This window comes from Streptomyces sp. NPDC057565 (assembly GCF_042801455.1).
GTDB lineage: Bacteria > Actinomycetota > Actinomycetes > Streptomycetales > Streptomycetaceae > Streptomyces > Streptomyces yanii.
The window spans coordinates 131,273-155,543 of record NZ_JBHVFU010000012.1; the positions used below are offsets into that span (position 1 = coordinate 131,273).

Annotated in this window: 22 protein-coding genes; 9 read left to right on the forward strand and 13 right to left on the reverse strand. The window is 69.9% G+C overall.

All coding sequences use genetic code 11. The features are described 5' to 3' along the window. Positions 1-59: 59 nt before the first annotated feature. On the forward strand, positions 60-1,226 hold the full coding sequence (locus ACFU8W_RS22890; RefSeq protein ID WP_384040072.1) for a glycosyltransferase: 1,167 nt from the start codon (positions 60-62) through the stop codon (positions 1,224-1,226). 22 nt (positions 1,227-1,248) lie between these two features. Here the strand turns inward: ACFU8W_RS22890 and ACFU8W_RS22895 are convergent, their stop codons facing one another. From ACFU8W_RS22895 to gmd, 5 genes are read right to left on the reverse strand one after another with little or no spacing between them, the layout of a single operon-like run. After that, positions 1,249-2,076, reverse strand: coding sequence for a glycosyltransferase family 2 protein (locus ACFU8W_RS22895; protein ID WP_384040075.1), 828 nt, complete (start codon positions 2,074-2,076; stop codon positions 1,249-1,251). After that, positions 2,073-2,771: a hypothetical protein gene (locus ACFU8W_RS22900; RefSeq protein WP_384040078.1), complete on the reverse strand. Its 699-nt coding sequence runs from the start codon at positions 2,769-2,771 to the stop codon at positions 2,073-2,075. Before ACFU8W_RS22900 ends, ACFU8W_RS22895 begins: the two co-directional genes overlap by 4 nt. Continuing rightward, positions 2,768-5,020 (reverse strand): LamG-like jellyroll fold domain-containing protein, encoded by a 2,253-nt coding sequence (locus ACFU8W_RS22905; RefSeq protein WP_384040255.1) that lies wholly within the window; start codon positions 5,018-5,020, stop codon positions 2,768-2,770. The genes ACFU8W_RS22900 and ACFU8W_RS22905 overlap by 4 nt, the downstream gene beginning before the upstream one ends. Continuing rightward, on the reverse strand, positions 5,020-7,803 hold the full coding sequence (locus ACFU8W_RS22910; RefSeq protein WP_384040081.1) for a LamG-like jellyroll fold domain-containing protein: 2,784 nt from the start codon (positions 7,801-7,803) through the stop codon (positions 5,020-5,022). The genes ACFU8W_RS22905 and ACFU8W_RS22910 overlap by 1 nt, the downstream gene beginning before the upstream one ends. Then, on the reverse strand, positions 7,800-8,813 hold the full coding sequence (gene gmd / locus ACFU8W_RS22915) for a GDP-mannose 4,6-dehydratase (RefSeq protein WP_266989069.1): 1,014 nt from the start codon (positions 8,811-8,813) through the stop codon (positions 7,800-7,802). Before gmd ends, ACFU8W_RS22910 begins: the two co-directional genes overlap by 4 nt. A 114-nt stretch (positions 8,814-8,927) precedes the next feature. Between gmd and ACFU8W_RS22920 the strand changes: the two genes are divergently transcribed. Next, a complete protein-coding gene (locus tag ACFU8W_RS22920; protein ID WP_384040085.1) occupies positions 8,928-9,911 on the forward strand; it encodes a GDP-L-fucose synthase family protein in 984 nt (327 codons plus the stop codon). Between the two features lie 109 nt (positions 9,912-10,020). On the opposite strand, the gene ACFU8W_RS22925 is transcribed toward ACFU8W_RS22920, so the two are convergent. Beyond that, positions 10,021-11,571, reverse strand: coding sequence for a sugar transferase (locus tag ACFU8W_RS22925; protein ID WP_384040258.1), 1,551 nt, complete (start codon positions 11,569-11,571; stop codon positions 10,021-10,023). 324 nt (positions 11,572-11,895) lie between these two features. On the opposite strand from ACFU8W_RS22925, the gene ACFU8W_RS22930 reads away from it, so the two are divergent. After that, a complete protein-coding gene (locus ACFU8W_RS22930; protein ID WP_384040088.1) occupies positions 11,896-13,161 on the forward strand; it encodes an FAD-binding protein in 1,266 nt (421 codons plus the stop codon). A gap of 15 nt (positions 13,162-13,176) precedes the next feature. On the opposite strand, the gene ACFU8W_RS22935 is transcribed toward ACFU8W_RS22930, so the two are convergent. Together ACFU8W_RS22935 and ACFU8W_RS22940 are read right to left on the reverse strand one after the other, a co-directional pair. Further along, positions 13,177-14,172, reverse strand: coding sequence for an MASE1 domain-containing protein (locus ACFU8W_RS22935; RefSeq protein ID WP_384040261.1), 996 nt, complete (start codon positions 14,170-14,172; stop codon positions 13,177-13,179). A gap of 82 nt (positions 14,173-14,254) precedes the next feature. Then, a complete protein-coding gene (locus ACFU8W_RS22940; RefSeq protein ID WP_384040091.1) occupies positions 14,255-15,097 on the reverse strand; it encodes a PP2C family protein-serine/threonine phosphatase in 843 nt (280 codons plus the stop codon). A gap of 289 nt (positions 15,098-15,386) precedes the next feature. Between ACFU8W_RS22940 and ACFU8W_RS22945 the strand changes: the two genes are divergently transcribed. From ACFU8W_RS22945 to ACFU8W_RS22960, 4 genes are all read left to right on the forward strand, one after another. After that, entirely contained in the window at positions 15,387-15,686 is a 300-nt protein-coding gene (locus ACFU8W_RS22945; protein WP_345510815.1) for a DUF1876 domain-containing protein, read from the forward strand. Positions 15,687-15,850: 164 nt separating this feature from the next. Further along, on the forward strand, positions 15,851-16,303 hold the full coding sequence (locus tag ACFU8W_RS22950; protein WP_384040095.1) for a VWA domain-containing protein: 453 nt from the start codon (positions 15,851-15,853) through the stop codon (positions 16,301-16,303). Next, entirely contained in the window at positions 16,296-17,408 is a 1,113-nt protein-coding gene (locus ACFU8W_RS22955; RefSeq protein WP_384040097.1) for an XdhC family protein, read from the forward strand. The genes ACFU8W_RS22950 and ACFU8W_RS22955 overlap by 8 nt, the downstream gene beginning before the upstream one ends. Before the next feature lie 10 nt (positions 17,409-17,418). Further along, positions 17,419-18,174 carry an SRPBCC family protein gene (locus tag ACFU8W_RS22960; RefSeq protein WP_384040100.1) on the forward strand — a complete coding sequence of 252 codons (756 nt, stop codon included), beginning with the start codon at positions 17,419-17,421 and terminating at the stop codon, positions 18,172-18,174. Here ACFU8W_RS22960 and ACFU8W_RS22965 read toward each other — a convergent pair. Then, on the reverse strand, positions 18,162-18,392 hold the full coding sequence (locus tag ACFU8W_RS22965; protein ID WP_384040264.1) for a hypothetical protein: 231 nt from the start codon (positions 18,390-18,392) through the stop codon (positions 18,162-18,164). The two genes, ACFU8W_RS22960 and ACFU8W_RS22965, sit on opposite strands and share 13 nt — an antisense overlap. A gap of 194 nt (positions 18,393-18,586) precedes the next feature. On the opposite strand from ACFU8W_RS22965, the gene ACFU8W_RS22970 reads away from it, so the two are divergent. After that, positions 18,587-19,228, forward strand: a complete 642-nt coding sequence (locus ACFU8W_RS22970; protein WP_384040103.1) for a DUF6629 family protein — start codon at positions 18,587-18,589, stop codon at positions 19,226-19,228. 3 nt (positions 19,229-19,231) lie between these two features. On the opposite strand, the gene ACFU8W_RS22975 is transcribed toward ACFU8W_RS22970, so the two are convergent. The 4 genes from ACFU8W_RS22975 to ACFU8W_RS22990 form a co-directional block, all read right to left on the reverse strand. After that, positions 19,232-19,828 (reverse strand): hypothetical protein, encoded by a 597-nt coding sequence (locus ACFU8W_RS22975; RefSeq protein WP_384040106.1) that lies wholly within the window; start codon positions 19,826-19,828, stop codon positions 19,232-19,234. Then, positions 19,789-20,022, reverse strand: a complete 234-nt coding sequence (locus ACFU8W_RS22980) for a hypothetical protein (protein ID WP_384040109.1) — start codon at positions 20,020-20,022, stop codon at positions 19,789-19,791. Before ACFU8W_RS22980 ends, ACFU8W_RS22975 begins: the two co-directional genes overlap by 40 nt. A gap of 433 nt (positions 20,023-20,455) precedes the next feature. Then, positions 20,456-22,156: an acyl-CoA dehydrogenase family protein gene (locus tag ACFU8W_RS22985; protein WP_384040112.1), complete on the reverse strand. Its 1,701-nt coding sequence runs from the start codon at positions 22,154-22,156 to the stop codon at positions 20,456-20,458. A gap of 74 nt (positions 22,157-22,230) precedes the next feature. Then, complete coding sequence (locus ACFU8W_RS22990) at positions 22,231-22,842, reverse strand: TetR/AcrR family transcriptional regulator (RefSeq protein WP_384040115.1); 612 nt, start codon at positions 22,840-22,842, stop codon at positions 22,231-22,233. A 460-nt stretch (positions 22,843-23,302) separates the two neighbouring features. Between ACFU8W_RS22990 and ACFU8W_RS22995 the strand changes: the two genes are divergently transcribed. Then, positions 23,303-24,091: a hypothetical protein gene (locus ACFU8W_RS22995; RefSeq protein ID WP_384040118.1), complete on the forward strand. Its 789-nt coding sequence runs from the start codon at positions 23,303-23,305 to the stop codon at positions 24,089-24,091. Positions 24,092-24,271: the final 180 nt, after the last annotated feature.

Below are 24,271 nucleotides of genomic sequence, written 5' to 3' on the forward strand. Positions count from 1 at the left end.
CTTGGGGTAATCAGGCTGACTACTCTGTGAAGAGTAGGCCGAGGTCGAGGGGGACTCTGGTGAAGATCCTGCACATCGTCACGCTGCACACTCCGGACCATGCGTTCGGCGGTCCGACCCGAGTGGCGCTCAACCTGTCGAAGGTCCAGCGTGCCCAGGGCGACGACGCCCGGATCATGGCGCTCGGCGACGGCTTCGTCGGCGAGCTGCCGAGTGAGGTCGAGGGCGTGCCCGCCCACCTCTTCCAGGCCCGTCACCTCCTGCCGATGTTCGAGGTCAGTGGCATCACATCGGGCGCGCTGCTGCTGGCCGCCCGGCGCAGGATGCGCGGGGCGGATCTCGTCCATGTCCATCTGATGCGCGACCTGGTGACGCTGCCCGCCGCCCTCCTCACGCTGGCCCTGCGCCGCCCGCTGGTCGTCCAGACACACGGCATGGTGGACCCGACCGAGAAGCGCGTCGCCCAGCTGACCGACCTGCTGGGCGTCCGTAAGGTGCTGCGCGGCGCCGACGCGGTGCTGCACCTGACCGAGATGGAACGCCTCGATGTGAATGCCGTGGCCGCCCCGGTGCCGCTCACCCGCACCGTACGGCTGGTCAACGGCGTACGCCCGCAGAAGCGCAAGCCCGCCCGGGACCCGGGGCAGCCGCCGACGGTGCTCTTCCTGGCCCGGATCCAGGAGCGCAAGCGCCCGGAGGACTTCGTCGCCGCGATGCCCGCAGTCCTTGCGAAGTACCCGGATGCCCGGTTCGTGCTGGCAGGACCGGACACCGGAGCACTCCCCGGAACGCTGGAACTGGCCGCGAGACTGGGAGTGCTGGAGTCGCTCGACCATGTGGGACCGCTCGGCCACCAAGAGGTTCTCGCCGCCGGACGGCGCGCCGATGTGTACGTACTGCCGTCGATCGAGGAACCGCTCGGGGTCTCGGTCCTCGAAGCGATGTCGGTCGGTACGCCCGTGGTGATCACCCGTACCTGCGGGCTGGGCCCCGATGTAGCGGAGGCCGGGGCGGGCCGGGTGATCGACAGCCGGGTCGGCGAGGACGAGGCCAACGCCCAGAAGGTCGCGCAGGCGATCCTCGAACTCCTGGAGCCGAAGGCCAACGCCGAAGCAGGGGACGCTGCGTGGCAGCTGGTCAATGAGCACTTCACCATCAAGGCCGTGGCACAGACCCTCCGGCGGACCTATGAGGACGTGGTCCGCCGGAAGGCCGCACCCCGCTGACACCGGAGACGGTGCGGGAGGCTCACCCCACCTTGCCCTCACGGGACTTGAGGGCGATCTGCCACCGGTAGAAACTCATCGCCAGCGCGAAGTCGAAGCCCGCCCGCCCGTCGAGGAAGCCCCGCCGGTAGACGTACATGTACGCGAACGACACCAGCGGCTTGAACGGCGCCTTGTGGAACAGCTGACCCTGGCGCGACTTCACCTTCCGGACCTGCTCCTTGACGTCCGGATGGTGCTCCAGCCACGCCTCCCAGTCCGAGTAGCGGTTGTGCCGCTCGAACCACGCCGTCACCGGGTCGAGGTCCTGGTGCTCGATCGGGTGACGGAGCGTACCCGCCGTCGCCGCGACCGGCTGGTAGTGCCCCTCTACCTCGCCGATCCCGGGCGCCGCGAGATCTCCGACCTCCGGATAGTGGCACCGTGTCCGGTCGGTCAGGGACCGCTTACGGATGGTGTACCCGTGGCGCAGCCTACGGCCCGAGAACCAGTAGCCCAGCGGGATGTCGTACGCCGCCGGCTTCGGTGCCCCGGGATCGGCGAAGAGCTGCCGCAGCTCGGCCAGCAGACCGGGGCTGAGCCGCTCGTCGCCGTCGAGCAGCAGGATCCAGTCGAGGTCCGTGCGGACGTTCTCCAGGCACCACTGCTTCTTCCGCGGATGACCCCCGTCCCAGGTGTACGTGACCACCTCGGCGCCGCAGCTCTCGGCGATCTTCGCCGTGTCGTCGGTGCTGTGCGAGTCGACGACGACGACCGCCTCGAAGTGGCCGAGGACCGATTTCACCGCCTCGGCGATGTTGAGGCCCTCGTTCTTCGTGGGGATCGCCACGGCTATCGGCAGCTTGCTCATCCCTTGTCTCCTTCGGGCAGCCAGGCGTAGCAGCCTGTGGAGGTGAAGGCGCGGGCCGTCGTCGCGACGGTGATCCCCACCCGCTTCCCGGAGCCGGAGGCGCCCGACGCCAGGTTCTTGCCGCCCGCCCCCGTGACCTGCCAGGTGCAGCTCTTCGTGGGGGTGACGGCGTAGTAGCGGCCCGGCCGGATCTGCTGGTTCTTGTACGTGCCGTCGGCGTACCCCAGAGCGGCCCGGTCCACCAGGTCCTGATGGTCGGTGCACAGGTGCGCGACAGCGGGCTTCGCACCGGCGACCTCGCCGGTGACGATGGCCGCGACCGCGGTGTCCTTGTCGACCTTGACCAGGTACGACAGCTTGTCGCAGGTCTCCTGGCCGGTCTGGAGCACCGCTGCCGGGTCCATCCCCTTGGGCACCCGGTCGACCAGGTACTCCTTCTGCCTCTTCGTGAAGGAGCCGGTGGCCGGGGTGAGTTCGTCGGTGGGCAGTTTCGGTGGTTCGCTCGTCTTCTTCGCCGACGGGCCGGCGGACACGCCGGCGTCGGGCCCGGCCGTCGCCGCCGCGACGGGGGACTCGGCGGCCGACGGCTTCGCGTCACCCGCCTCCCGGTGTTTTCCGTCGGAGGACGAGCCGCAGGCGGCCAGCGCCGCCGTCAGTACGACGACGGCGGCGCCGGCCAGGAACGGATACCTCATCCACCCGTCCTCAGGGCGTAGTGGGCACTGATCGTGGAGCTGCTGAGCGCGGTCGGGTAGACGGCGGTCTCGTCGATCTGCCCGGCGAAGAAGTCGCTCGTCGGACGGTTCGGCCAGCTGGAAAGGTTGTCCCCGCCGACCCGCCAGTACCCGTTGTAGTTCTCGTTGGCGGTGTACAGGATGTTGGACGCGCGCAGCTGCCCGTCCACGTACAGCGCCATGCCGGAGCTGCCCTGCGTGGCGACGACATGGTGCCAGGCGCCGTCGTTGTACGCCCCGGAGGTGGTGATGGTCCGGGTGCCGCCGCTGTACACGCCGAAGATCAGCCGCCCGTCATTGCGCATGTACACATGCTTGTCGTACTGGTTGCTGTTCTGCATGGTCAGGTTGCCGAAGCCGATGATCTTCCCTCCCCCGGTGGTGGTGGTCTTGATCCAGGTCTCCACCGAGAACTTGGTCGGCTGCGCGTGCCGCTCGTTGCTGTACGCGTACTGGGTGGTGCCGTTGAAGCCGATCGCGGTCGACGGTCCGGAGACCGCGGCCGGAGTCTGCCGGTAGGCCGGGCTGTTGCGCAGGAAGCCGTTGTCCAGACCGGTCCCGGTGTCGGCGGCGAACGTCGACGTCCCCTCGTCGTACCGCCAGTACAGCGACGCACCGTCGGCGAGCACCCTGGCCGGGTAACTCTCCGCTGCGGAGGCCACGGTGGCGGTCTGGGCGGGGGACTTGGCGCTCGTGTTGGTGCCGTCGCTCGCGCTGATCCGATACGTGTGTGTCTCGCCCGGAGCCACGTCGGTGTCGGTCCATCTCAGCTGCGGCCGGTCCCAGAACACCGAGTATCCTGTGGTCGTGTACACGGGGGTGCTCGCACCGTCCTTGTAGATCCGGTACGTGAGTTCCCCGTCGTCGGTGTCGAAGCTGGTCTGCCAGTTGACCTCGACCTTGCCCGGGGCGACCGTGGAGAGGCTGACGTTGGGCACCCACGGGGCCCCGGTGTCCGGGCCGTCGGCGAACCGGGTCAGGCCCTGCTGGGCGGCGCCGTTGACCGTGGTGAACTCACCGCCGACCCACAGGTAGTGGTGCCCGCCCTGGTCGGTCTGGGCCATCACCCGCGGTCCGACCGGCTCCCCGATGCCGTCGTTGGTGTCCGGGAACCACGGCAGCAGCTTCGGGTCGTTCACCGACTGGGCGAGGAGATGCTTGCGCGGCTGGTCCGGGAACTCGCCCATGCTGGAGCAGTCATGGGCGTGACTGCCGCTGTACAGGACCCCGTCGTGGACCAGCACGGCCTGCGTGGCGCCGAGGCAGGTGTCCCGCCAGCGCTGCTCGAAGTTGCTGAGGTTCAGCGCGATCCGTCCGTCGAAGACACCGCCTCCGGTACCTTCGTTGGCGGTGTAGAAGCCGGTGGCGTCCGTGGTCAGGTCCTGCACCGTGGAAGTGTTCGGGATGAAGCCCGGGTAGCTCTTGGTGATCGCACCTGTGGTGGCGTCCACGACGGCGAGGGCGTGCGACGTGGTGCCGTTGACGGTGAAGAAGTCACCGCCGATGAGCACATGCTGCCCGTCGGGCGTCACCTGGACGGCGCGGCCCACCTCGTCCGTGTTGGCCGTCCACGGCTTCAGCTGGGCGCCGGTGGTGACCGCGGCGAACTTGTTCCGGGTCTGACCGGCGACGGTGTTGAAGTCGCCGCCCAGATAGACGGTGTCGTCCGTGACGGACAGGGCCCGTACGGTCGCCGAGACGGCGACCTTGAAGTCCTGGCGCGGGGTGCAGGTCGCCGTGTCGATCGCCGCGATATTGCTGACGCCGACCCCGTTCACCGCACCGAACTGCCCGCCCGCGTACAGCGTGGTGTTGTCGGGGGAGAGGGCGAGGGCCCGAACGGTCGCCGTTCCGGAGGAGAGGGTGAACGACAGGCTGCAGCCGGTCGGTGCGCCGGTCGCCGCGTCGAACGCGGCGAAGTTGACCGCGGGCTGTTCGGACGTGCCGGCCGCCGCGCCCGGGGGACGGACGGTGGAGAAGGTGCCGCCGGTGTAGACGACCCCGCCCGTCGCCGCCATCGACCACACGATGCCGTTGGTCTGCCAGGTGGAGAGGTTGTCCGCGGTGAGCGAGACCGGCGGTGTGAGAGACGCCGCCGGGGAGGCCCCGACCGCGGTCGCGGCCAGGGCTCCGGCGAGCAGGCAGAGCGCGGCGGACGCGGCACGCACCCGGCCACGTCCCGCGCGTCTGCGCCCCGTACTTTCGTTCATCATTCAGCTCCGAAGGTGAGAACGAGCTGCGGCCGGTAGGCCGCGGTTGATACCTCGCTCGACCAGATGCGGAGACTGTCCGTCCCGCTGCTGGTCAGGGCGAGTGAATAGACGGAGCCGAGTGCTCCGCCCAGTGCCGGTGCGTTCAGCTCCACCGAGTGGTCGGTGGAGACCGAGGTCGCGCCGGTGATGGTCCCCAGCACGGTCGAGGAGAGCGACGGCCGGGTGTTGTAGGTGACCGCCGACTCGGTCCAGGTGCCGGTGACCGGTACCACGGTGTGACTGTCGGAGGAGCCCGCCGTCGAGTCGGACGACGTGCGGAACATGAGCCGGGCGCCCTTGAGGACCTGTCCGGCAGGGGCCGCGGGCACGGTGAAGCGCAGATAGCTCAGATACGCCGTACTGCCGCGCGAGGCGAGCTGGTTGTCGTTGTAGTTGGTGTTCGGCGCGACGCTGTTGACGTACGCGTCGTCGTCCGGAGTGAGCGTCACGGTGGTGTCGCCGGGGCCGGACGGGGTGTCCGCCAGGGTGTGGTGCGCGGCGACCTGGGCGGCGGTCAGCGCCGACGGGTAGACCGCGGTCTCGTCGACCTGCCCGGCGAAGTAGGTGCTGGTGGGACGGTTCGGCCAGGCGGTCGGCATGGCGTCGCCGCCCACCCGCCAGTACCCGTTGTACGAGCGGTTGCCCGCCGTCGTGTTGGATCCGACGGCCACCCCGTCCACGTACAGCCGCATGCCGGACGGTCCCTGGGTGGCGACGACATGGTGCCAGGTGTTGTCGTTGTAGGAAGCCGTTGTGGTGAGGGTGGGCCTGCTGCTGGTGCTGCCGACCTGGACGCCGAAGGCGAGGCGCCCGTCATCGGTCATGTAGACGAGCTTGTCGGAGATGCTGCTGGTGTGGCCCTGGGCGGTGCCGATGTTGTTGCCGTATCCGACGATCCGGCCGCCGCGCGTGGTGTTGGTCCGGAACCATGTCTCTACGGAGTACGGCGTCGGCGAGGTGTAGTGGTGCAATCGGTCGCTGTACACGTACTCGTCCGTGCCGTTCAGCGACAGTGCCGCCGAACCCGCGACCGCGGCCGGAGTGGACCGGTACGTCGGCGCGTTCATGTACACCCCGCCGTCGCCACCGGCCGAGGCATCCGCGGCGAACGCCCCGCCCGCCTCGTCGTAGCGCCAGTACAGATTGGCACCGTCCGCGAGCACCCGCTCCTGGTACGGGCTCGCCGAGGCGGCCGCGGTGACGGAGGCGGCGGCCGACAGGGCGCTGGTGTTGGTCCCGTCGCTCGCCGTGATCCGGTACGAGTACGTCCGTCCGGCCACCACATCGGTGTCGGTGAACGTCAGCTGCGGGCGGCTGAAGAACAGGGAGGACCCCTGCGTCGTGTACACGGGTGTCGAGCCGCCGTCGCGGTAGATCCGATAGGTGAGCAGGCTGTCGTCCAGATCCAGGCTGGACCGCCAGCTGACCTTCACCTCACCGGCCCGGGGAGCGGAGACACTGACGGCGGGCACGGACGGCGTGCCCGTGTCGGGCGTGTTGGCGAACCGGGTCAGGGACTGCTGGGCGACCCCGTTGACCGTGGTGAACTCGCCGCCCACCCAGAGAAAGTCGCGGCCGTCGCGGGAGGACACGGTCAGGGCGCGCGGCCCGACCGGCTCACCGATTCCGTCATTGGTGTCCGGGAGCCAGCCGAGCATCGCCGGATCGTCGACGGACTGGGCGGTGAGGTGCTTGCGGACCTGGTTCGGGAAGCCGCCCATGGTGGAGCAGTCGTGGACATGGCTGCCCGCGTACAGCACTCCCCGGTAGACCCGCAGCGTCTGTGTCGCCCCCTGGCAGGTGTCCCGCCAGCGCTGGTCGAACGTACCGAGCCGCATCGCGAGCCGGCCGTCGAAGGAGCCGCCTCCCGTGCCTTCGCCCGCGACGTACCAGCCGTCGGAGGCGGTGTCGGTGACGATGTCCTTGATGACCGCGGTGGACGGGATGAAGTTGCCGGTGTAGGCGCGGGTCAGCGCGCCCGAGCCGGCGTCGGTCACGGCGAGCGCGTGCGAGTCGGCGCCGCCGACGGTGAAGAAGTCGCCGCCGATCAGGACGTTCCGGCCGTCCGGAGTGACTTTGAGGGCCCGGCCGGGATCGTCGGCGTCCGGGTTCCACGCGGTCACGGCACCGGCCGCGGTGACGGCGCCGAAGAAGCGCCGGGTCTGGCCACCCACCGTCTGGAAGTCGCCGCCCGCGTAGACCGTGCCGTTCGCGGCCACGTCGAGCGCCCGTACGGTCGCCCCGAAGTTCGGCGCGAACCCCGAACGGAGGGTACAGGTCGCGGTGTTGATGGCCACCAGGCCGTTGGCGGCCGTCCCGTTGACAGCGTTGAAGTATCCACCGGCGTACAGCGTGGACTTGTCGGGGGAGAGCGCGAACGCCCGGACCGTGGCGGTGCCGCTGCTGCGGGTGAAGGAGAGCGAACAGCCGGTGGGCGCCCCGGTGGCCGCGTTGAACGCGGCGAAGTTGACGGCGGGCGTCGTGCTGCTGCCCGCCGGGGCACCGGCCGGCCGTACGTTGGTGAAGGTGCCGCCCGCGTACACCACCCCGTTCGCCTCGGCGAGTGCCCAGACGATCCCGTTGGTCTGATAAGTGGTCAGGTTGTCGGCCGTGAAGCCGACCGGCGGAGTCAGCGCCGCGGCCGGGGGAGCGGTGGCCGCCGAGGTGGTGAGTGCGCCCGCGGCGAGCGCGAGGACGGCGGCGTACACACCACTGCGTCTGAGACGTCCTGGTGCTCTCATCGATCCACCCGCACGGCTGCACCGGTGAGTTGATCGGAGAGTTGCCGGATGTCCGCCTCGACCATGATCCCGGCCAGCTCCTGTGCCTTCACGACGGGCTTCCAGCCGAGCAGTTCCTCGGCCTTGGTGGCGTCGCCGATCAGGGCGTCGACCTCGCTGGGGCGCTCGTACTTCGCGTCGTACCGGACATGATCCCGCCAGTCCAGCCCGGCGTGCTCGAAGGCGAACTCCAGGAACTGCCGGACACTGACCCCTTCGCCGGTGGCCACCACGTAGTCGTCCGGCGAGTCGCACTGCAGCATCCGCCACATCGCGTCGACGTACTCGGGGGCGTAACCCCAGTCCCGTACGGCATCGAGATTGCCGAGGTGGAGGTGCTGCTGGAGCCCCGCCTTGATCCGTGCGACGCCGCGGGTGATCTTGCGGGTCACGAAGGTCTCGCCACGGCGCGGGGACTCATGGTTGAAGAGGATCCCGTTGACCGCGAACATTCCGTACGCCTCACGGTAGTTGACCGTCGCCCAGTACGAGTAGACCTTGGCGACGCTGTACGGGCTGCGCGGATGGAACGGGGTCGTCTCGTTCTGCGGCGGTGGAGTGGCGCCGAACATCTCGGACGACGACGCCTGGTAGATCCGGGTGTCGATGCCGCTGGCGCGGACCGCCTCCAGCAGTCGGATGGTGCCGAGCCCGGTGATGTCGCCGGTGTACAGCGGCGCGTCGAACGAGACCCGGACGTGCGACTGCGCACCCAGGTTGTAGACCTCGTCGGGCTGGATGTCGCGCAGCAGGTTCACCAGCGCGACTCCGTCGGCGAGATCGGCGTGATGCAGGACGAAGGACCGGTTCTCCTCCTCAGGGCCCTGGTAGATGTGGTCGATCCGCTCGGTGTTGAAACTCGACGAGCGGCGTATGAGGCCGTGGACCGTGTACCCCTTGTCGAGCAGCAGCTCGGACAGGTACGAGCCGTCCTGCCCGGTCACGCCGGTGATGAGCGCGGTCTTCGCCACGACTCCCCCCTTCTGTGGTCGTCTGTGTTGCTGTTGGTGCACCGAAATATCGTGATCTGAGCGATCCGCGGCAAAACGTCACCGCGACATACGGTTACTGGCACAATCCGAACCATGACGACTGATCTCCCCGGCCCTCCCCAGGAATCCGTCCGCCCCCTGCTACGTCCTGGCTCCCGCATATTCGTCGCGGGACACCGAGGTCTCGTCGGCTCGGCGGTGGTGCGCCGTCTCACCGCCGAAGGCCACGAGGTGATCACCCGCGGCCGTGACCGGCTCGATCTGCGCGATGCCGTACCGACCGAAGCCTTTCTGCGTGACATCCGCCCGGACGCCGTGGTGCTGGCAGCCGCCAAGGTCGGCGGGATCATGGCCAACAGCACGTATCCGGTGCAGTTTCTCGAGGACAACCTGCGCATCCAGCTGAGCGTGATCGCCGGTGCGCACGCCGCCGGGGTCGAGCGGTTGCTCTTCCTCGGCTCGTCCTGCATCTACCCCAAGCGCGCTCCCCAGCCGATCCCCGAGGACGCCCTGCTCACCGGCCCTCTGGAGCCGACCAACGAGGCTTACGCGCTTGCCAAGATCGCCGGGATCGTGCAGACCCAGTCGTACCGGCGGCAGTACGGCGCCTCGTACATCAGCGCCATGCCCACCAATCTCTACGGGCCCGGCGACAACTTCGACCCGGAGTCCTCGCACGTCCTGCCCGCCCTGATCCGCCGCTTCCACGAGGCGGGACGGGACGGTGCACCGGAGGTCACCCTCTGGGGCTCCGGCAGCCCCCGGCGCGAGTTCCTGCACGTCGACGACCTGGCCGCCGCATGCCTTCTGCTCCTGGAGCGTTACGACGGCGACGAACCCATGAACATCGGCTGCGGCGAGGATCTGACGATCCGCGAACTCGCGTCCACCGTCCAGGATGTGACGGACTACCAAGGTCGTATCTCGTGGGACACGACGAAGCCCGACGGCACCCCGCGCAAGCTTCTCGACGTCTCCCGCCTCTCCTCCCTCGGCTTCAAGCCGCAGATTCCGCTGCGTGACGGCATCGCCCGGACCTACGCCTGGTGGCTGGACCACCAGGACGCCCGGGACTGACCGCGCCCCCGGCCGGGCCGGGCGGGCCGCCGCAGAGCGCCCCCGGCCCGCCCGGCCGACCCCGTACGGTCGGTCGAGGTTCATCTTCCGCATCCGGTTCCCGCCGCTCTCAGTACGCCCCGCGGCCGTCGGTGACGGCGCGCAGCGTACGGGCCATGAGTCCCAGGTCCGTGGCCACCGACCAGTTGTCGACGTACCACAGATCGAGCGAAACGGTCTCCTGCCAGGAGAGGTCGGAACGCCCGCTGACCTGCCACAGCCCGGTCAGCCCGGGCCGGACCGCGAGCCGCCGGAGCTCACGCTCGTCGTAGCGGGACACCTCCTCCGGAAGAGGCGGACGAGGACCCACCAGGGACATCTCGCCGCGGACGACATTGAGCAGCTGCGGCAGCTCGTCGAGCGAGCTCCGGCGCAGCAGCCGGCCGATCCGCGTCACCCGGGGATCACGGCGGATCTTGAACATCGCACCGTCGTTCTCGTTCGCTGCGAGGAGCTCCGCCTTGTGCGTTTCGGCGTCCTCGACCATGGTGCGGAACTTCCACATGGTGAACGGCCGGTTGTGCCGGCCCTGGCGGATCTGGCGGTGGAACACCGGGCCCTCGGATGTGATCCGTACGGCTGCCCCGATCAGGAGCAACAATGGCGCCAGTAGCACCAGTCCGAGCGCCGCACCCATGCGGTCCACCGCACCCTTCAGGGCCATCTGTGGCCCGCGGCGGAGCGGAGGCACGATGTGCAGCAGCGTCAGCCCGGCCGCCGAGGCGGGCCGGACCCGGCCTGCCGCGATCTCCGAGAGGTCCGACAGCACGGACAGCTGCAGCCCCCCGTCGTGCAGGCCCCAGGACAGTTGCCGCAGCCGCTCCCCGGAGAGCTGTGGTCCGGGTATCACCAGCGCCAGGTCCGCCTCATGGGCGAAGGCTCCGCCCAGCACCGTCGACACGTCGTCGTCGGCGGGAGCCGGTGCGAGGTGCCCCGGGACCGGGACCTCGCAGCCCAGTGATGCCTCTCCGACGGGTATGGCCGCAACGACGTTGTATGCGTGGTCCGTTCGGGAACCGAGCAACCGCACCGCCCGGTCCACCCCCGAAGCCTCACCGACCACCAGCACGCGGTGCTCGGCGCGTTGCCGACTTCCTGGCCACGGGAGTTGGCGCACGAGCGAAACGGCCACGGTCACCAGCAGGCCGGGCAGGAGTGCCACGACCACGGTCACCGGTCGTACCGGCTTGCCGAACACCGCGCTGAGGACGGCCAGTGCGCCGATGAGCAGCAGCCAGTCCCCGGGCGCGGTCAGTACGCCTCGGAGGCCCCCCGGCCGCCCGGCTGTGTACCGGCCACGCGCCAGCCGGGTTCCGCACCACACCAACGCGGCGACGAGTGCCGACAGTTGGGCCTGCGGGAGCCCGCCCGTGCGAAGGATGAGCCAGGCCGGTATCCCCAGCCCGAGTAGATCGGCCCCGAGGACGAGCGGCAGGTGCCGGCCCGGTCGTCTGTTCGGGGCGAGCGTCTGGTCAGAACGTTCGCGCTGTACGGTCGGGGCACTCCACAGCTGTTCAAGTTCCCTGCTGCGAGGCCGGTTTGAAGTGGTCCGTCGTAGTGGCGCCCCCGCCAGTCCCACGGATCCGGGAATGTCGGATTCGGGTAGCTCGACATGCCCCATGAACCCCCCAGTCACAGTTGCATCTCCACAAACGAGACGCATCCGCCGATCCTATGGACTGACGGATGCGCCCTCGCTCGCTGCACGATATCCACACACGTGCCATTTCGCTGGAGTTCTCGTGAAGTTCAGACATAAACGATGGCTCGGATCTCGTCCCGTTCCGCGCTGGATACAGGAGGTCTGCGGTCGGCTGTTGGTATTTGGCGGGTTCCGCCCTGGGATTATGTGCGGATATGTCACGCCCTCGCGATGCCGCACCCACGTCTGGGAGGATGCACCCATGGCGGCGAGCGCCGGCAAGCAAGAGAAAGAAGGCGTGCGGTGACTCCCGCGGAGAAGAACTGGGCCGGAAACATCACCTTCGGGGCGCGGCGCCTCCATGCCCCCCGCTCGATGGCCGGGATCCAGGAAATCGTGGCCTCCGGCACCACGGTACGGGCACTGGGCACCCGGCACTCCTTCAGCACCGTCGCGGACACGGCCGGAGACTTCGTGTCGCTGGCCGGACTGGACCACGTCGTCGAGATCGACCCGGCGGCCGGATCGGTCACCGTCGGCGCGGGTCTGCGCTTCGGGGAGTTCTCCGATGTCCTCCATGAGAACGGCTACGCCCTGCACAACCTGGGCTCACTGCCGCACATCTCCGTGGCGGGCGCCTGCGCGACCGGCACGCACGGCTCGGGCATCGGCAACCGTTCGATCGCCGGAGCGGTCCGGGCGCTGGAGATGGTCACGGCGGACGGCGGGATCGTGGAGCTGAAGCGCGGCGACGCGGACTTCCCCGGCGCTGTGGTCGCCCTGGGCGCCCTGGGGGTGGTGACCCGGCTGACCCTGGACCTGGTGCCCGCCTTCGACGTTCAGCAGTGGGTCTACGAGGATCTGCCGCGGTCCCGGCTCGGTGATCCGGACGGATTCGACGAGGTGATGTCCGCCGCATACAGCGTCAGCCTCTTCACCGACTGGCGCGGTGGCCCGGTCAACCAGGTCTGGCTCAAGCAGCGGGTGGACGCCGGAGGAGCGCGGCAGGCACCCGCCGAATGGCTCGGTGCACGGCTCGCGGACGGCCCGCGACACCCGATCCACGGCATGCCCGCTCAGAACTGTACCCGGCAGCAGGGCGTCCCCGGCGCCTGGCACCGACGACTGCCTCACTTCCGGCTGGAGTTCACCCCCAGCAACGGGGACGAGCTGCAGTCGGAGTACTTCGTGGCACGGCGCGACGCCGCGGCGGCGTACGAGGCACTGGACCGGATCCGGGACCGGATCGCCCCGCTGCTGCAGATCGGTGAGATCCGCGCCGTGGCCCGCGACGACCTGTGGCTCAGCCCCGCAAGCGGCATCGACGCCGTGGCCTTCCACTTCACCTGGGTCCCGGACACGGCCGCCGTCACGCCGGTGCTCGGCGCGATCGAGGAGGCGCTCGCACCGTTCGGGGCCCGGCCGCACTGGGGCAAGGTGTTCACGACCGCGCCCGAGACGCTGCGCGCGCTGTACGGGCAGTACGCCGACTTCGAGAAGCTGATGGCCCGGTACGACCCGTCCGGCACCTTCCGCAACGACTTCCTGGACCGCCACTTCCCGCGGTGACGCTCAGTGTGAAGGTCAGTGACCGTCGCGCTTGTGCCGGTGTCGGGGCGGCCACGCGGTCGCCGATCTTCCCGGCGCGAGATGTTCCACCACCTCGGCGAGCTCCTCGCAGGCCTGCTCGATCCTGTGCCGGACATTCATGCCCTCGCTGACGATCGATGCCAGCAGCAGCGCGGTGAGGGCCATGGAGCCGTTGAGGACCGTCAGATTGAGCATGATCTCAAGGATCGTGTGACCGGTGAACGGTCCCACTTTCTCGCTGCCCGCGATGATCGCCAGCACGGACAGCACCAGGGCACACGGCGCGCTGCCCGCGAGCTGGAAGCGCAGCGCGGCCCAGATGAGCACCGGGAACGTCACGTAGAGCATCGACAGTGAGCTTCTGGTGGCCACCAGGCCGAGCACGACGCAGACGACTGCCAGCGCGGTCGCCTCAGCCCACCGGTCGGTCCTCCGCGGCAGCCGCGCCCTGCGCATCACGAGGAGCACGGGGGTGACGATGAGTACGCCCATGGCGTCCCCCGCCCACCAGGCTGCCCAGACCGGCCAGAATTGGCCGAACGGCAGCCTGCCGGTGACGGCCAGCATGGTCGTGCCCATGGAGGCGCTGATCAGCATCCCGGCCATCGCACCGAGGAAGACCAGGACCACCCCGTCACGCAGCCGGTCCAGCTCCTTCCGGAATCCGGCCTGACGGAGCATGAGGTACGCGCAGACCGGCGCGAGCGTGTTGCCTGCGACGATGCCGGGGGTTGCGAGGTTGACCGGACCGGTGACGGTGGCGACGACGAGCAAGGATCCAAGAGCGATACCGGGCCAGATACGCAGGCCGAGATAGAGCAGAGCGCTCAGTGCGATGCCCGTCGGTGGCCAGAGGGGGGTGACTCTGGCGCCGTGGACGGTCACCTGCCTGAGCAGACCGATCTGTCCCGCAGCGTAGTAGGCGGCGGCAACCGCCAGGATGCTGAGGGCGGTCACCGCCGTGCCTCTGGTTCCCTCACTGCGGATCACAGCTCTCATGAGACACCGCGGGCCCGGGGCGGCGGCTGTGTGACACGCTCGGCTCGGGGATGCTCACGGTGCGCTGCCGGCGTCACCGGTCGTCACGCTGTGCGGCCCGGGGTGCGTCGTGGCGCAGGACGAGTACGGCGGCATCGTCCTCGTGCCCGGTGCGTTCCGCCGCCTGCAGCACCGCGTCGGCCAGCTCGTCGGCCCCGGCCGCGGCGCGTGGGGCCACCAGCTGCACCACCGTGTCCAGGCCCTCCTCGATCGGGAACGACGGCCCCTCGACCACGCCGTCGGTGAGCAGCACGAACGCCCCCGGGGCCGTCAGCCGGTGCCGCGTGACCGGATACTGCGGACCGGCCTGAATGCCCAGCGGCAGACCGCCCGCGTCCTCGAAGATGCCGGAGCGTCCGTCGACCGTCGCCCATACCCCGGCCACATGTCCGGCGCGCGCGGTGTCGAGTACCCACGTGCGCGTGTCGAGACGGGCGAACGTGCAGGTCGCGAAGAGCGTGCTGTCGACGGACAGCAACAGATCATTGGTGCGGCTCAGTATCTCGCCCGGATCCGAGGTCGTGGCGGCGAACGCCCGCATCCCGATCCGGATCTGCCCCATGAACGCGGCGGCTTCGACGTCATGGCCCTGTACGTCCCCGATGGCGAAGGCGAGCGTGCCGTTCGGCAGCGGAAAGCAGTCGTACCAGTCGCCACCGATGTCCAGGCCACTGCGGGCCGGCGCGTAACGGGCCGCCGTCTGCAGACCGGGGCGGGTGAGCAGGGTGGCCGGCAGCATCTCGCGCTGCAGCGCCTCGGCCAGCTCCACGCGCGCCTGGTGCAGCTGCACCTCCTGCCGCGCCCGGGCGGTGAGCCGCTGCAACGTGGCGAGCAGCTCCTCCGAACTCACCGAAGTGGGAGGACGACGCCGGTTCATGGGCCGCTCCGCAGTGCATTTGTTCGCGAGCCGCAACACACAGGGCCTGACGTGGCGGGACGGAACCGTGAGGCCCTTCTTCCGGCTGCCGCCTGCATCATATTTCGGTGGTGAACACTCTGCAGCGCGAGCAGCCGTCGGCCGATCGCATCGTGCCGACCAGATCGCATCGTGCCGACCAGAAGGGGCCGGGGCGGGAGCGCGCGAACGGACGCGGGTGGAGAGATGCTGAGAACAGGACCGCGTCGTGGCGGCTCACCGTGGCCGCGCGCGGGCGAGGAGGTGCGCAATGACACGCACGCTGGAATGGAAGCTCCGCCTGGATCTGTCCGAGGAGGAGGGCACGACCAAGGCCGAAGCCGTGCTGGACACCGGTTCCGAGAAGCTCACCGGCCACGGGGTGGCGCGCTGCAACCCGACGGACGTGGATATCCCCAGCATCGGTGACGAACTCGCGGCGAGCCGCGCGATGAAGGATGTCGCCGGCCAGCTGATGAGAGAGGCTGACCGCGAAATGGAGGCGGTGGGTGCCGGACCCCCCAAGGGTCCCCTCGGCAAGCCGTACGCCTGGACCGATGTGTCGAGCTGAGGCCTTGGATCCGGATCGGACCGGATCAGGGCGTGGCCCGCCGCCGAGTGACCGGTGTCGTCGCGGTGCGCGCGGCTGCACGGCGGAGGGGGACACAACGGGAAGGCTTCCCCCATGCCTTCAGGGCTGTTCCCGTCCCGCGGAGGACGTATGACCCGTATCTCATGGAAGTGTTCACGATCGGCACCCGGCTGACCCGGGTGACCCGCGAGATGACGCACCGCGATCCGGACACGGCACCGGCCGTCGTTGCGGCGGCCGTCCCCGACCGGAGCGACGGCACCCGGCAGGGCGAGATGCCGGGTGCCGTCCTCGACACAGGGGGGCGACGCGCCACCGCACGTGGAACCGCGGCCGTCGTGCTCTCCGACGGCCGGGAGCGCGGCCACTCCGCGCTGCTCGCGGATCGGATGCGGTGGCTGCACCGGCCGGCACACCGGGTGGTGCGGTCCAACCCGCGCCGGGCCGCACCGGGTTCCGAAGCACGGGCAGTGGTCATGGCAGCAGCGCTGCCCAGCGTGGACGCGTTCGTCGACGAATACAGCCTGCAGGCCCTGGAGCAGTCGGCGGCCGTCGTCGGTGGAGCCGCACCGGCAGGCGGTGAGTGCCATGCGTGAGATCTTCCCGGTGCTGAGCCGCTGGTACGCCTGCGGTGAACCGTTCGGACTTGCGACGGTCGTCGCGGTCACCCGCAGCGCGCCCCGCGGCCCCGGGGCGGCGATGGCGGTGGGGCCCGGAGACGAAGTCGTGGGCAGCGTCTCCGGCGGCTGCGTCGAAGGCGCCGTCTTCGACCTGGCCAAGGAGGTCGTGGAGACCGGACGGGCACAGCTCCACACCTTCGGATACAGCGACGAGGACGCCTTCGCCGTCGGGCTCACCTGCGGAGGCGAGATCACCGTCCTGGTACGTCCCGTGTCGGCCGTCACCGACCCCGCGTTCGGCGAGGTCGCCGCATCGGTCGCCGCACACCGTCCGGTGGTGGTCGCCACCGTGACCGACGGCCCCGCCCCGCGCGGCGCCGCGCTCGCCGTATGGCCGGACACGGTGTCCGGTTCCCTGGGCACCAGCGGCCTCGACGTCGCCGTTACCGCCGACGCCCGGGGTGAACTGGCCCAAGGGGCAACGGGCCTGCGTCACTACGGACCGCGCGGCGAACGCCGCGAGGACGACGTCACCGTGTTCCTGCAGTCGTTCGCGCCGCCGCCGCGCATGCTGGTCTTCGGCGCGATCGACTTCGCCGCCGCCGTGGCCCGCATCGGCGCGTTCCTCGGCTATCGGGTCACGGTGTGCGACGCCCGCCCGGCCTTCGCCGATGCCCGCCGCTTCCCGGCCGGGGCGGAGGTGGTCGTCGACTGGCCGCACCGTTACCTGCGCGGCACCGACACCGACGAGCGGACCGTGATGTGTGTACTCACCCACGATCCGAAATTCGACGTCCCGCTGCTGGAGGTGGCCCTGCGCTCCCCGGCCGCGTACATCGGCGTGATGGGGAGCCGCCGCACCCATGAGGATCGTCTGGCCCGGCTGCGCGAGACGGGACTCGGCGAGGCGGAGCTCGCGAGACTGCGCTCGCCCATCGGCCTCGACCTCGGCGCCCGTACCCCCGAGGAGGTGGCCGTCTCGATCGCCGCGGAGATCGTCGCGCTTCGCTGGGGCGGTACCGGCGCCCCCCTGGCGGACACGGCCGGGGCGATCCACCGGCCGCGACCGAAGGCCGTGTGAGGAGGAGACCATGCAGCTGCACAACTCATTCACCGTTCCGGTACCGGTCGACGAGGCGTGGCGGGCGCTGCTCGACGTCGAGCGGGTCTCGCACTGCATGCCCGGCGCCATCGTGGAGGACTTCGACGGCGAGACCATCAAGGGCTCCGCCGAGGTGCGGGTGGGGCCGATCACCGTGACCTACCGCGGCACGGCGACCTTCCTGGAGAAGGACGAACCGGAGCACCTGATCGTGCTGGCAGCCAAGGGCAAGGAGGTGCGGGGCCAGGGCATGGCCGCGGCCGCCGTCACCGGGACGCTCGTCGAGCGCGGCGGCGGCACGACCGTCACGCTCGACACCGACCTGACGATCACGGGACAGCCCGCCCGGTTCGGCCGCGGAGTGATGAGCGACGTCAGCGACGAGCTCATCGGGCAGTTCGCCGGGTGCCTCTCCGCACAGCTGTCGGAGGCGGCAGCGGCCGCGCGTGGACCCGCAGCGCAGAACGGCGCCGCGGAACCGGCTGCGCGCGGGCCCGTCTCGTGGACCGGCGCCGCGGAGCCCGAACCCGCGGCACCGCTCGTGGGCGGCGGCACAGGCGCATACGAGGCGGAACCGGTCGATCTGCTGCGCAGGTCGGGTACGCCGGTGGCCGAACGCGCTGCGGCGGTCCTCGGCGCGGCCGCCCTTGCCGCGCTGGTCGTGGTTCTCCTGCGCGCGATCTGCCGCCGGCGGGTCGGCCACGGCCGGACCGTCGTGGTCGCGATCGGTTCTCAGCCGACGTAGGTGATGTCCGAGGCGGAGCGGATGCGGTTGCTGCCATCCGCTCCGGTACCGATCCCGGTGGGCTCGCCGTTCATCACACCCTTGTACTCGGTGCAGATGTCGATATCGGCGCCGGCATCGTCATGGATCGTGAGGCCCGAGAACTCGGCCGTGTCACTGTAGTCGGTGTTGATGCCCACGAGGCTGTCTCCCGGCGAGATGACTCGGATGTTCTGCAGCTGGACGTGCCGTCCTTACATCGTGGAGCAGTTGCCGCACGAGCGGTGCAGCTTGCCGAAGTCCTCGACGAACCCCGGCAGGGGCAGCCTGCGGGCGCCCTCGGCGCTCGTGTCACCGCAGATGCCGGCCGCTCGGACCGTAGCGTTGCCCCTGCCAGAGATCGATCCGTGCGATTCCGGGGCGGGATGACGCCATGTGCTGGAGTGCCACCGCCGATCTCGTGGCCGGAACGGGCATCGCCGCGATCGGAGCGGCCTGCGTCGCGCGCACCCGCCGGACCCGTGATCTGCCGCTCGCCGCACTGCCGTTGCTCCTCGGAACCCATCAGATCATCGAGTCGATCGTCTGGCGCTCCGGTGGCGGCACGGGCCCCGCCACCGTGGCCTGGGCCGTCATCGCCCTGCCGCTGCTGGCGTTGTGGGTGCCGCTCGGTGTGCTGTGCGCCGCGCCGCCGCATGCCCGGCACCGACTCCTGATCCCGCTCACGGTGGGCGCCGTGACCGCCGCCTCCCTCGCGTCCTGTCTGGCCACCCGCCCCGTGACCGCAGAGATCCGCGACCACACCCTCGGCTATGTCCTCGACCTTCCCCACTCCGAACTGCTGGTCGTGGGTTACCTCGTGGCCACGGTCGGCTCTCTGCTGCTCTCCGGCGACCGGCTGCTCCGGCTGCTCGGCGTCCTCGTCGCCGTCGGGGCTGGGGTGTGCGCGGCGCTGTGGCGGCTGGAGTCCGTCTCGACCTGGTGCGCGTTCGCGGCGGTGTGTTCGGTCGTCCTCCTCGGCCGGGCGCGACGCCGGCCGCCTGCGGATCCACGGACACCGGCGCAGAACTGCTGAGGTTCACTCCACCGACGGGGCCGGCAGCCCGATGGGATTGGGGAACGGCAGCACCTTGGCCTCCAGCACCCGTCGTGTCGGCAGCTCCAGCGCGGCGAGAAGTGTATCCACGGTGGTGTCGTCGAGCGTGCGCAGCAGCCGGGCGGCCAACCGGTCGGTGGCGTCCTCGATCAGAGCCCGCTCCTCATGGCCGCGCGGCGTGGCGGCTCCGTCCGCGTCGACGAGTCCGCGCGCACGCAGCCGCTCCTGGGCCGCAGCCCACTCCTCCTCGTTCCAGCCCCGGTCGAGCCGGATCCCCTCGCGGGGGACCCGGTCGGTCGCGGCGGCGAGAACGAGGGCCTCCGGAGCGTCCAGACCATGGTCGGCGAGCACGGCTACATGGGCGTCTCCCCGGAACTCCCGTACAGATGTGCCGAGTTGCCACAGCCTCTCCACCGGTTCATCGCGGTCGCAGAGCGGGCGGTTGGCGGCGAACAGGGGCCGGGCCATCAGGGGCGCGTCCTCCACCATGGCCGCCAACGGCGGGCAGAGCTCACCGGCTCGGGCCTCGATGCCGGGGATCACCCTGCGCAGCGCCTCGGCGGCCCGCTGGGCGCGCATGTCCTCATCGCCCCGGGAGCGACGATCTGCCACGCCGCGGGCAGTGCCCGCGCCACCATCCCGGGGGCGAAGACGCCGAGTGCGGCGGCCGCACCCGGGTCGGCCCGCCCCATCGGGGCGGTGCGCGCGGCGAAATACCCCATCCAGAACCGTTCCTGGGCAGTGAGCAGGAGTGAGTCCTGGCTCACCGGCACGCCCCGAACGGTCTTGGGCGCACTGGTCCTCCGCTTTCGCGTCCCGGTCGGCGACGCATATCCCGTATGCGGTCCGTCCCAGGCGGGCGGTATCCCTCACGACCTGGCCATATGGGTGTGGCCAGAGGCGACGGGGAGGCCCCGAACCATCTCGCTGGTGGCGCGGGGGCCCCGACTGCTGACGCCACACCCGGCGTCCCAGATCGCACCGAGAACGTTACGCACGCCCCGCCAGGCATTCCCGCAGATCGTCACGCCGTTCACTCAATCGTGGCTACCTGCGCCAAAGCGGCTTGCATGCCCAGCAGTTGTGAACCCCTTCAGGCCAAGGGACTTGCCCATGGCGCGGCAGTGCGCATCGAAATACGTGACCGCATGGAGGGGTTCGGTTCGTAGCCACAGGGTGCGGGATCTCGACTTCATGCACACCAAGTTAACGCGCACCGAAATGCCGCTCCACGATCGCCGTGGTGTCGGTGCCGCGCGGCAGGATGCCGTACTGGTGACCGCGGTCCGCGCCGAGGCGTGCGGCGACGAACGCCTCGGCCATGGGTGCCGGAGCATGCCGCAGCATCAGCGAGGACTGCAGGGCGAGCGCCATTCCCTCGACCGTCGCCCGCGCACGGAACTCCGCGGCGAGCGGATCGCGCAGATCCGCGACCAGCTCCTGACGCACCCGACGCACATGGGCGTCCAGCACAGCACTGGCCCCGGCTGTGGTCTCCAGCTCGGCCCAGAAGGCATCCAGGGACTGTGGGGTCCTGGCAATACCACGCAGCACATCGAGCGCGATCACATTGCCGGAGCCCTCCCACACCGCCATTACCGGCTGCTCGCGGTAGCGCCGGGCGAGCGGCCAGTCCTCGGTGTAGCCATTGCCGCCCAGACACTCCAGGGCCTCGTACGCGTGGTGCGGACCGCGCTTGCAGATCCAGTACTTGGACACCGCGGTGGCCAGTCGGCGGAACATCGTCTCGGACTCGCTGCTGCCGGTCTCGTAGGCCCGGGCGAGGCGTAGCGAGGTCCAGGTCGCCGCCTCCGTCTCCAGGGCCAGGTCGGCGAGGACCGCTGTCATGGCGGGCTGCTCGACCAGCCTGGCACCGAAGGCGCTGCGGTGCTGCGCGTGCCAGATCGCCTCGGACACCGACTGGCGCATGCCCGCGGTGGTGCCGAGAACACAGTCCAGACGGGTGTGGTTGACCATTTCGATGATGGTGGGAACGCCGCGACCGGGCTCGCCGACCCGCACCGCCCAGGTTCCGTCGAACTCCACCTCGGACGACGCGTTCGACTTGTTGCCGAGCTTGTTCTTCAGCCGCTGGATACGGACGGTGTTACGGGTGCCGTCGGCCAGCACACGCGGTACGAGGAAGCAGGTCAGCCCGGCCGGGGCCTGGGCCAGAACGAGGAAGGCGTCCGACTGCGGGGCCGAGAAGAACCACTTGTGGCCGGTCAGCAGGTGGGTCCGGCCGTCGGGGTCGGAGGCCACCGGAACCGCGCGGGTGGTGTTGGCGCGAACGTCGGATCCCCCCTGCTTCTCCGTCATGCCCATGCCGAACGTCAGCCCCGACTTGCTGCCCGGAGCGATCAGCCGGGGGTCGTACGAGCGGCTGAGCAGGCCCGGGAGCCAGTCACGGCCCACCTCGCCGTCGCGCTGCAGGACGGGGACCACGGCGTGCGACATCGACATCGGGCAGGCGTGACCCGGCTCGATCTGGGCGAACAGCATGAACGACGCCGCCCGCGCGACCGCGGCACCCGGCTTCGGGTCGGCCCAGGCCGCGGTGTGCGTGCCGTAGCCCACGGCCGCGCCGATGACCTCGTGGTACGCGGGGTGGAACTCGACTTCGTCGACGCGATTGCCGTACCGGTCGTGGGTGCGGAGCACGGGAGGCGAGGTGTGCGCGAGCTCCGCATTCTTCTGGAAGGGTTCCGAGCCGACCAGGCTGCCGATCTCATGGAGCTCCGGCTCGTGCCAGGCCGCGCCGAATGCCCGTACCGCCTCGGAGAGCGGTGGATTGGTGCCGTACTCGTCCAGGCCGGTCCGGGGCGGCACCTGATTGGTGACCTCGTGGGTGGGGTGCGATGCGGGAGCCCCCGAGCGGAGGCCGGTGGGGTGGGCGGTGACGGTCATGGCGGCGGTCCTGTCTGACGTCGGCGGTAGGAGTTTCGGCCGGGAGGTTGCTCTGCTGGTACGGCGGTGCGCGGTCAGGTGCCGCCCGCTCCCACCGCTCTCAGGCACAGTGTGGCGATCTCCGCCACGATCGGCTCCGGGTCGGTGCGTTCCCCCACCGGGGAGAGCGGACCGAGCAGCGCCTCACTGATCGCTCCGATCACCGCGGCGGCCGAGAGCCGGACGTTCTGCACGGGCAGCTCGCCGGCCTCGATCCCCGCGGCGATGATCATCTCGGCGAGGGTGTGGTAGCCGCGGCGATAGGCCAGCCGCTCCGCCTCGACCAGCGGATCGACCGGCTCGGCAAGCAGCGCCCAGGCCGTGCGGGGTGCTCGCAGCGCCCGGAACGCGAAGACCTCGACCAGGGTGCGCAACTGCTCCGCCGCCCCTCTTGTGGCGCCCACGGCCTGCTGTACCGCGGTGAGCTCATGACCGGCGACATGACGGAAGACCGCGGCGAGCAGCTCCTGCTTGGAGGCGAAGTGGTTGTAGACGCTGCCGGTGGCGACTCCGGCTCGCTCGGCGAGCGCGGAGATGCTGGCCGCGGCGTATCCGCCCTCGGACAGCAGTTGCCGCGCGGCGTCCAGCAGCCGCTGGCGATGCGCGAGCCGGGTCGCCTCGGTACGGGCGGTGGGGCGGTAGGCCATGATGATCTGAACCTCGATTCATAACTTCGGCTCCCACTGAACCACCGCCGCGCCTGCCGCGCAATGATCGGCGGCCGCGGGCGGGGAGGTGGAACCCTCTTTCTCCTTTCTCCGGGTAGCAGAAAGCCCGTTCGAGATCGGGCGAGCGACGGCTGTTACAGAAATCCGCGCCTTTCTCGCAAGGGTGAGCTGTGGTGTACACGGCTCGACGTGGTGCGCGCTGTGCCGGGTGTGCCGGTATCGAGCGGGTAGATGCAGCGGTCAGTGATCGACAGGTGCCCGGGTAGTTGAATGCGTGCCTAATGCACGCGCGTGTGACGGAAATGTCTGCATTTCGTAACACGCATCGAGGCAAATGTCATAAATCGGGCTATCAGGCCAAAGTGTGCGCTCTCGGCTTCACGCCGGGATCGATCAACGCTCGGACCACACGGTCCGGGCCTGCACCTGAGGGGTTTTCATGTCCCGTTCCGCATGGCGGTTCACTGCTACCGTCATTGCTGCCGGCGCGTTGGTGGGCGCCGCCGCTCTCCCGGCCGCCGCCGCCGACAACGACCGCGGTTATGGCCGGCCGAGCTCGTATTCCGGCGTCGCCCTGGGCGAGATCCAGTACGACAGCCCCGGATCCGACAACGGCACCAACCGCAGCCTTGACCGCGACTACAAGGACCGCGACTACAAGGACCGCGACCGCAAGGACCGCGACCGCAAGGACCGCGATCACAAGGACCGCGATCACAAGGACCGCGACCGCAAGGACCGCGATCGCAAGGACCGCGACCGCAAGGACCGCGACCGCAAGGACCGCGACCACAAGGACCGCGACCACAAGGACCGCGACCACAAGGACCGCGACCACAAGGACCGCGACCACAAGGACCGCGACCACAAGGACCGCGACCACAAGAACCGCGATCACAAGGACCGCGACCGCAAGGACCGCGACCGCAAGGACCGCGATCACAAGGACCGCGACCACAAGAACCGCGACCACAAGAACAGCGACAACAAGAACCGCAACCACGCCGGTTGGGGCCACAAGGACCGCGATCACAAGGACCGCGATCACAAGGACCGCGACCACAAGAACCGCGACCACAAGAACCGCGACAACAAGAACCGCAACCACGCCGGTTGGGGCCACAAGGACCGCGATCACAAGAACTGCGACCACAAGGACCGCGACCACAAGAACCGCGACAACAAGAACCGCAACCACGCCGGTTGGGGCCACGACGGTCGTCGTTGACCCCCTGCACCCACCTGTCCTGACCCTCTGACCCCCGCTCCCTGACCCGGGAGCGAGGCCCCGCCCCATCCGCCCGCGGCGCACCCCGCCCCATCCGCCCGCGGCGCACCCCGCCCCATCCGCCCGCGGCGCACCCCGCCCCATCCGCCCGCGGCGCACCCCGCCCCATCCGCCCGCGCG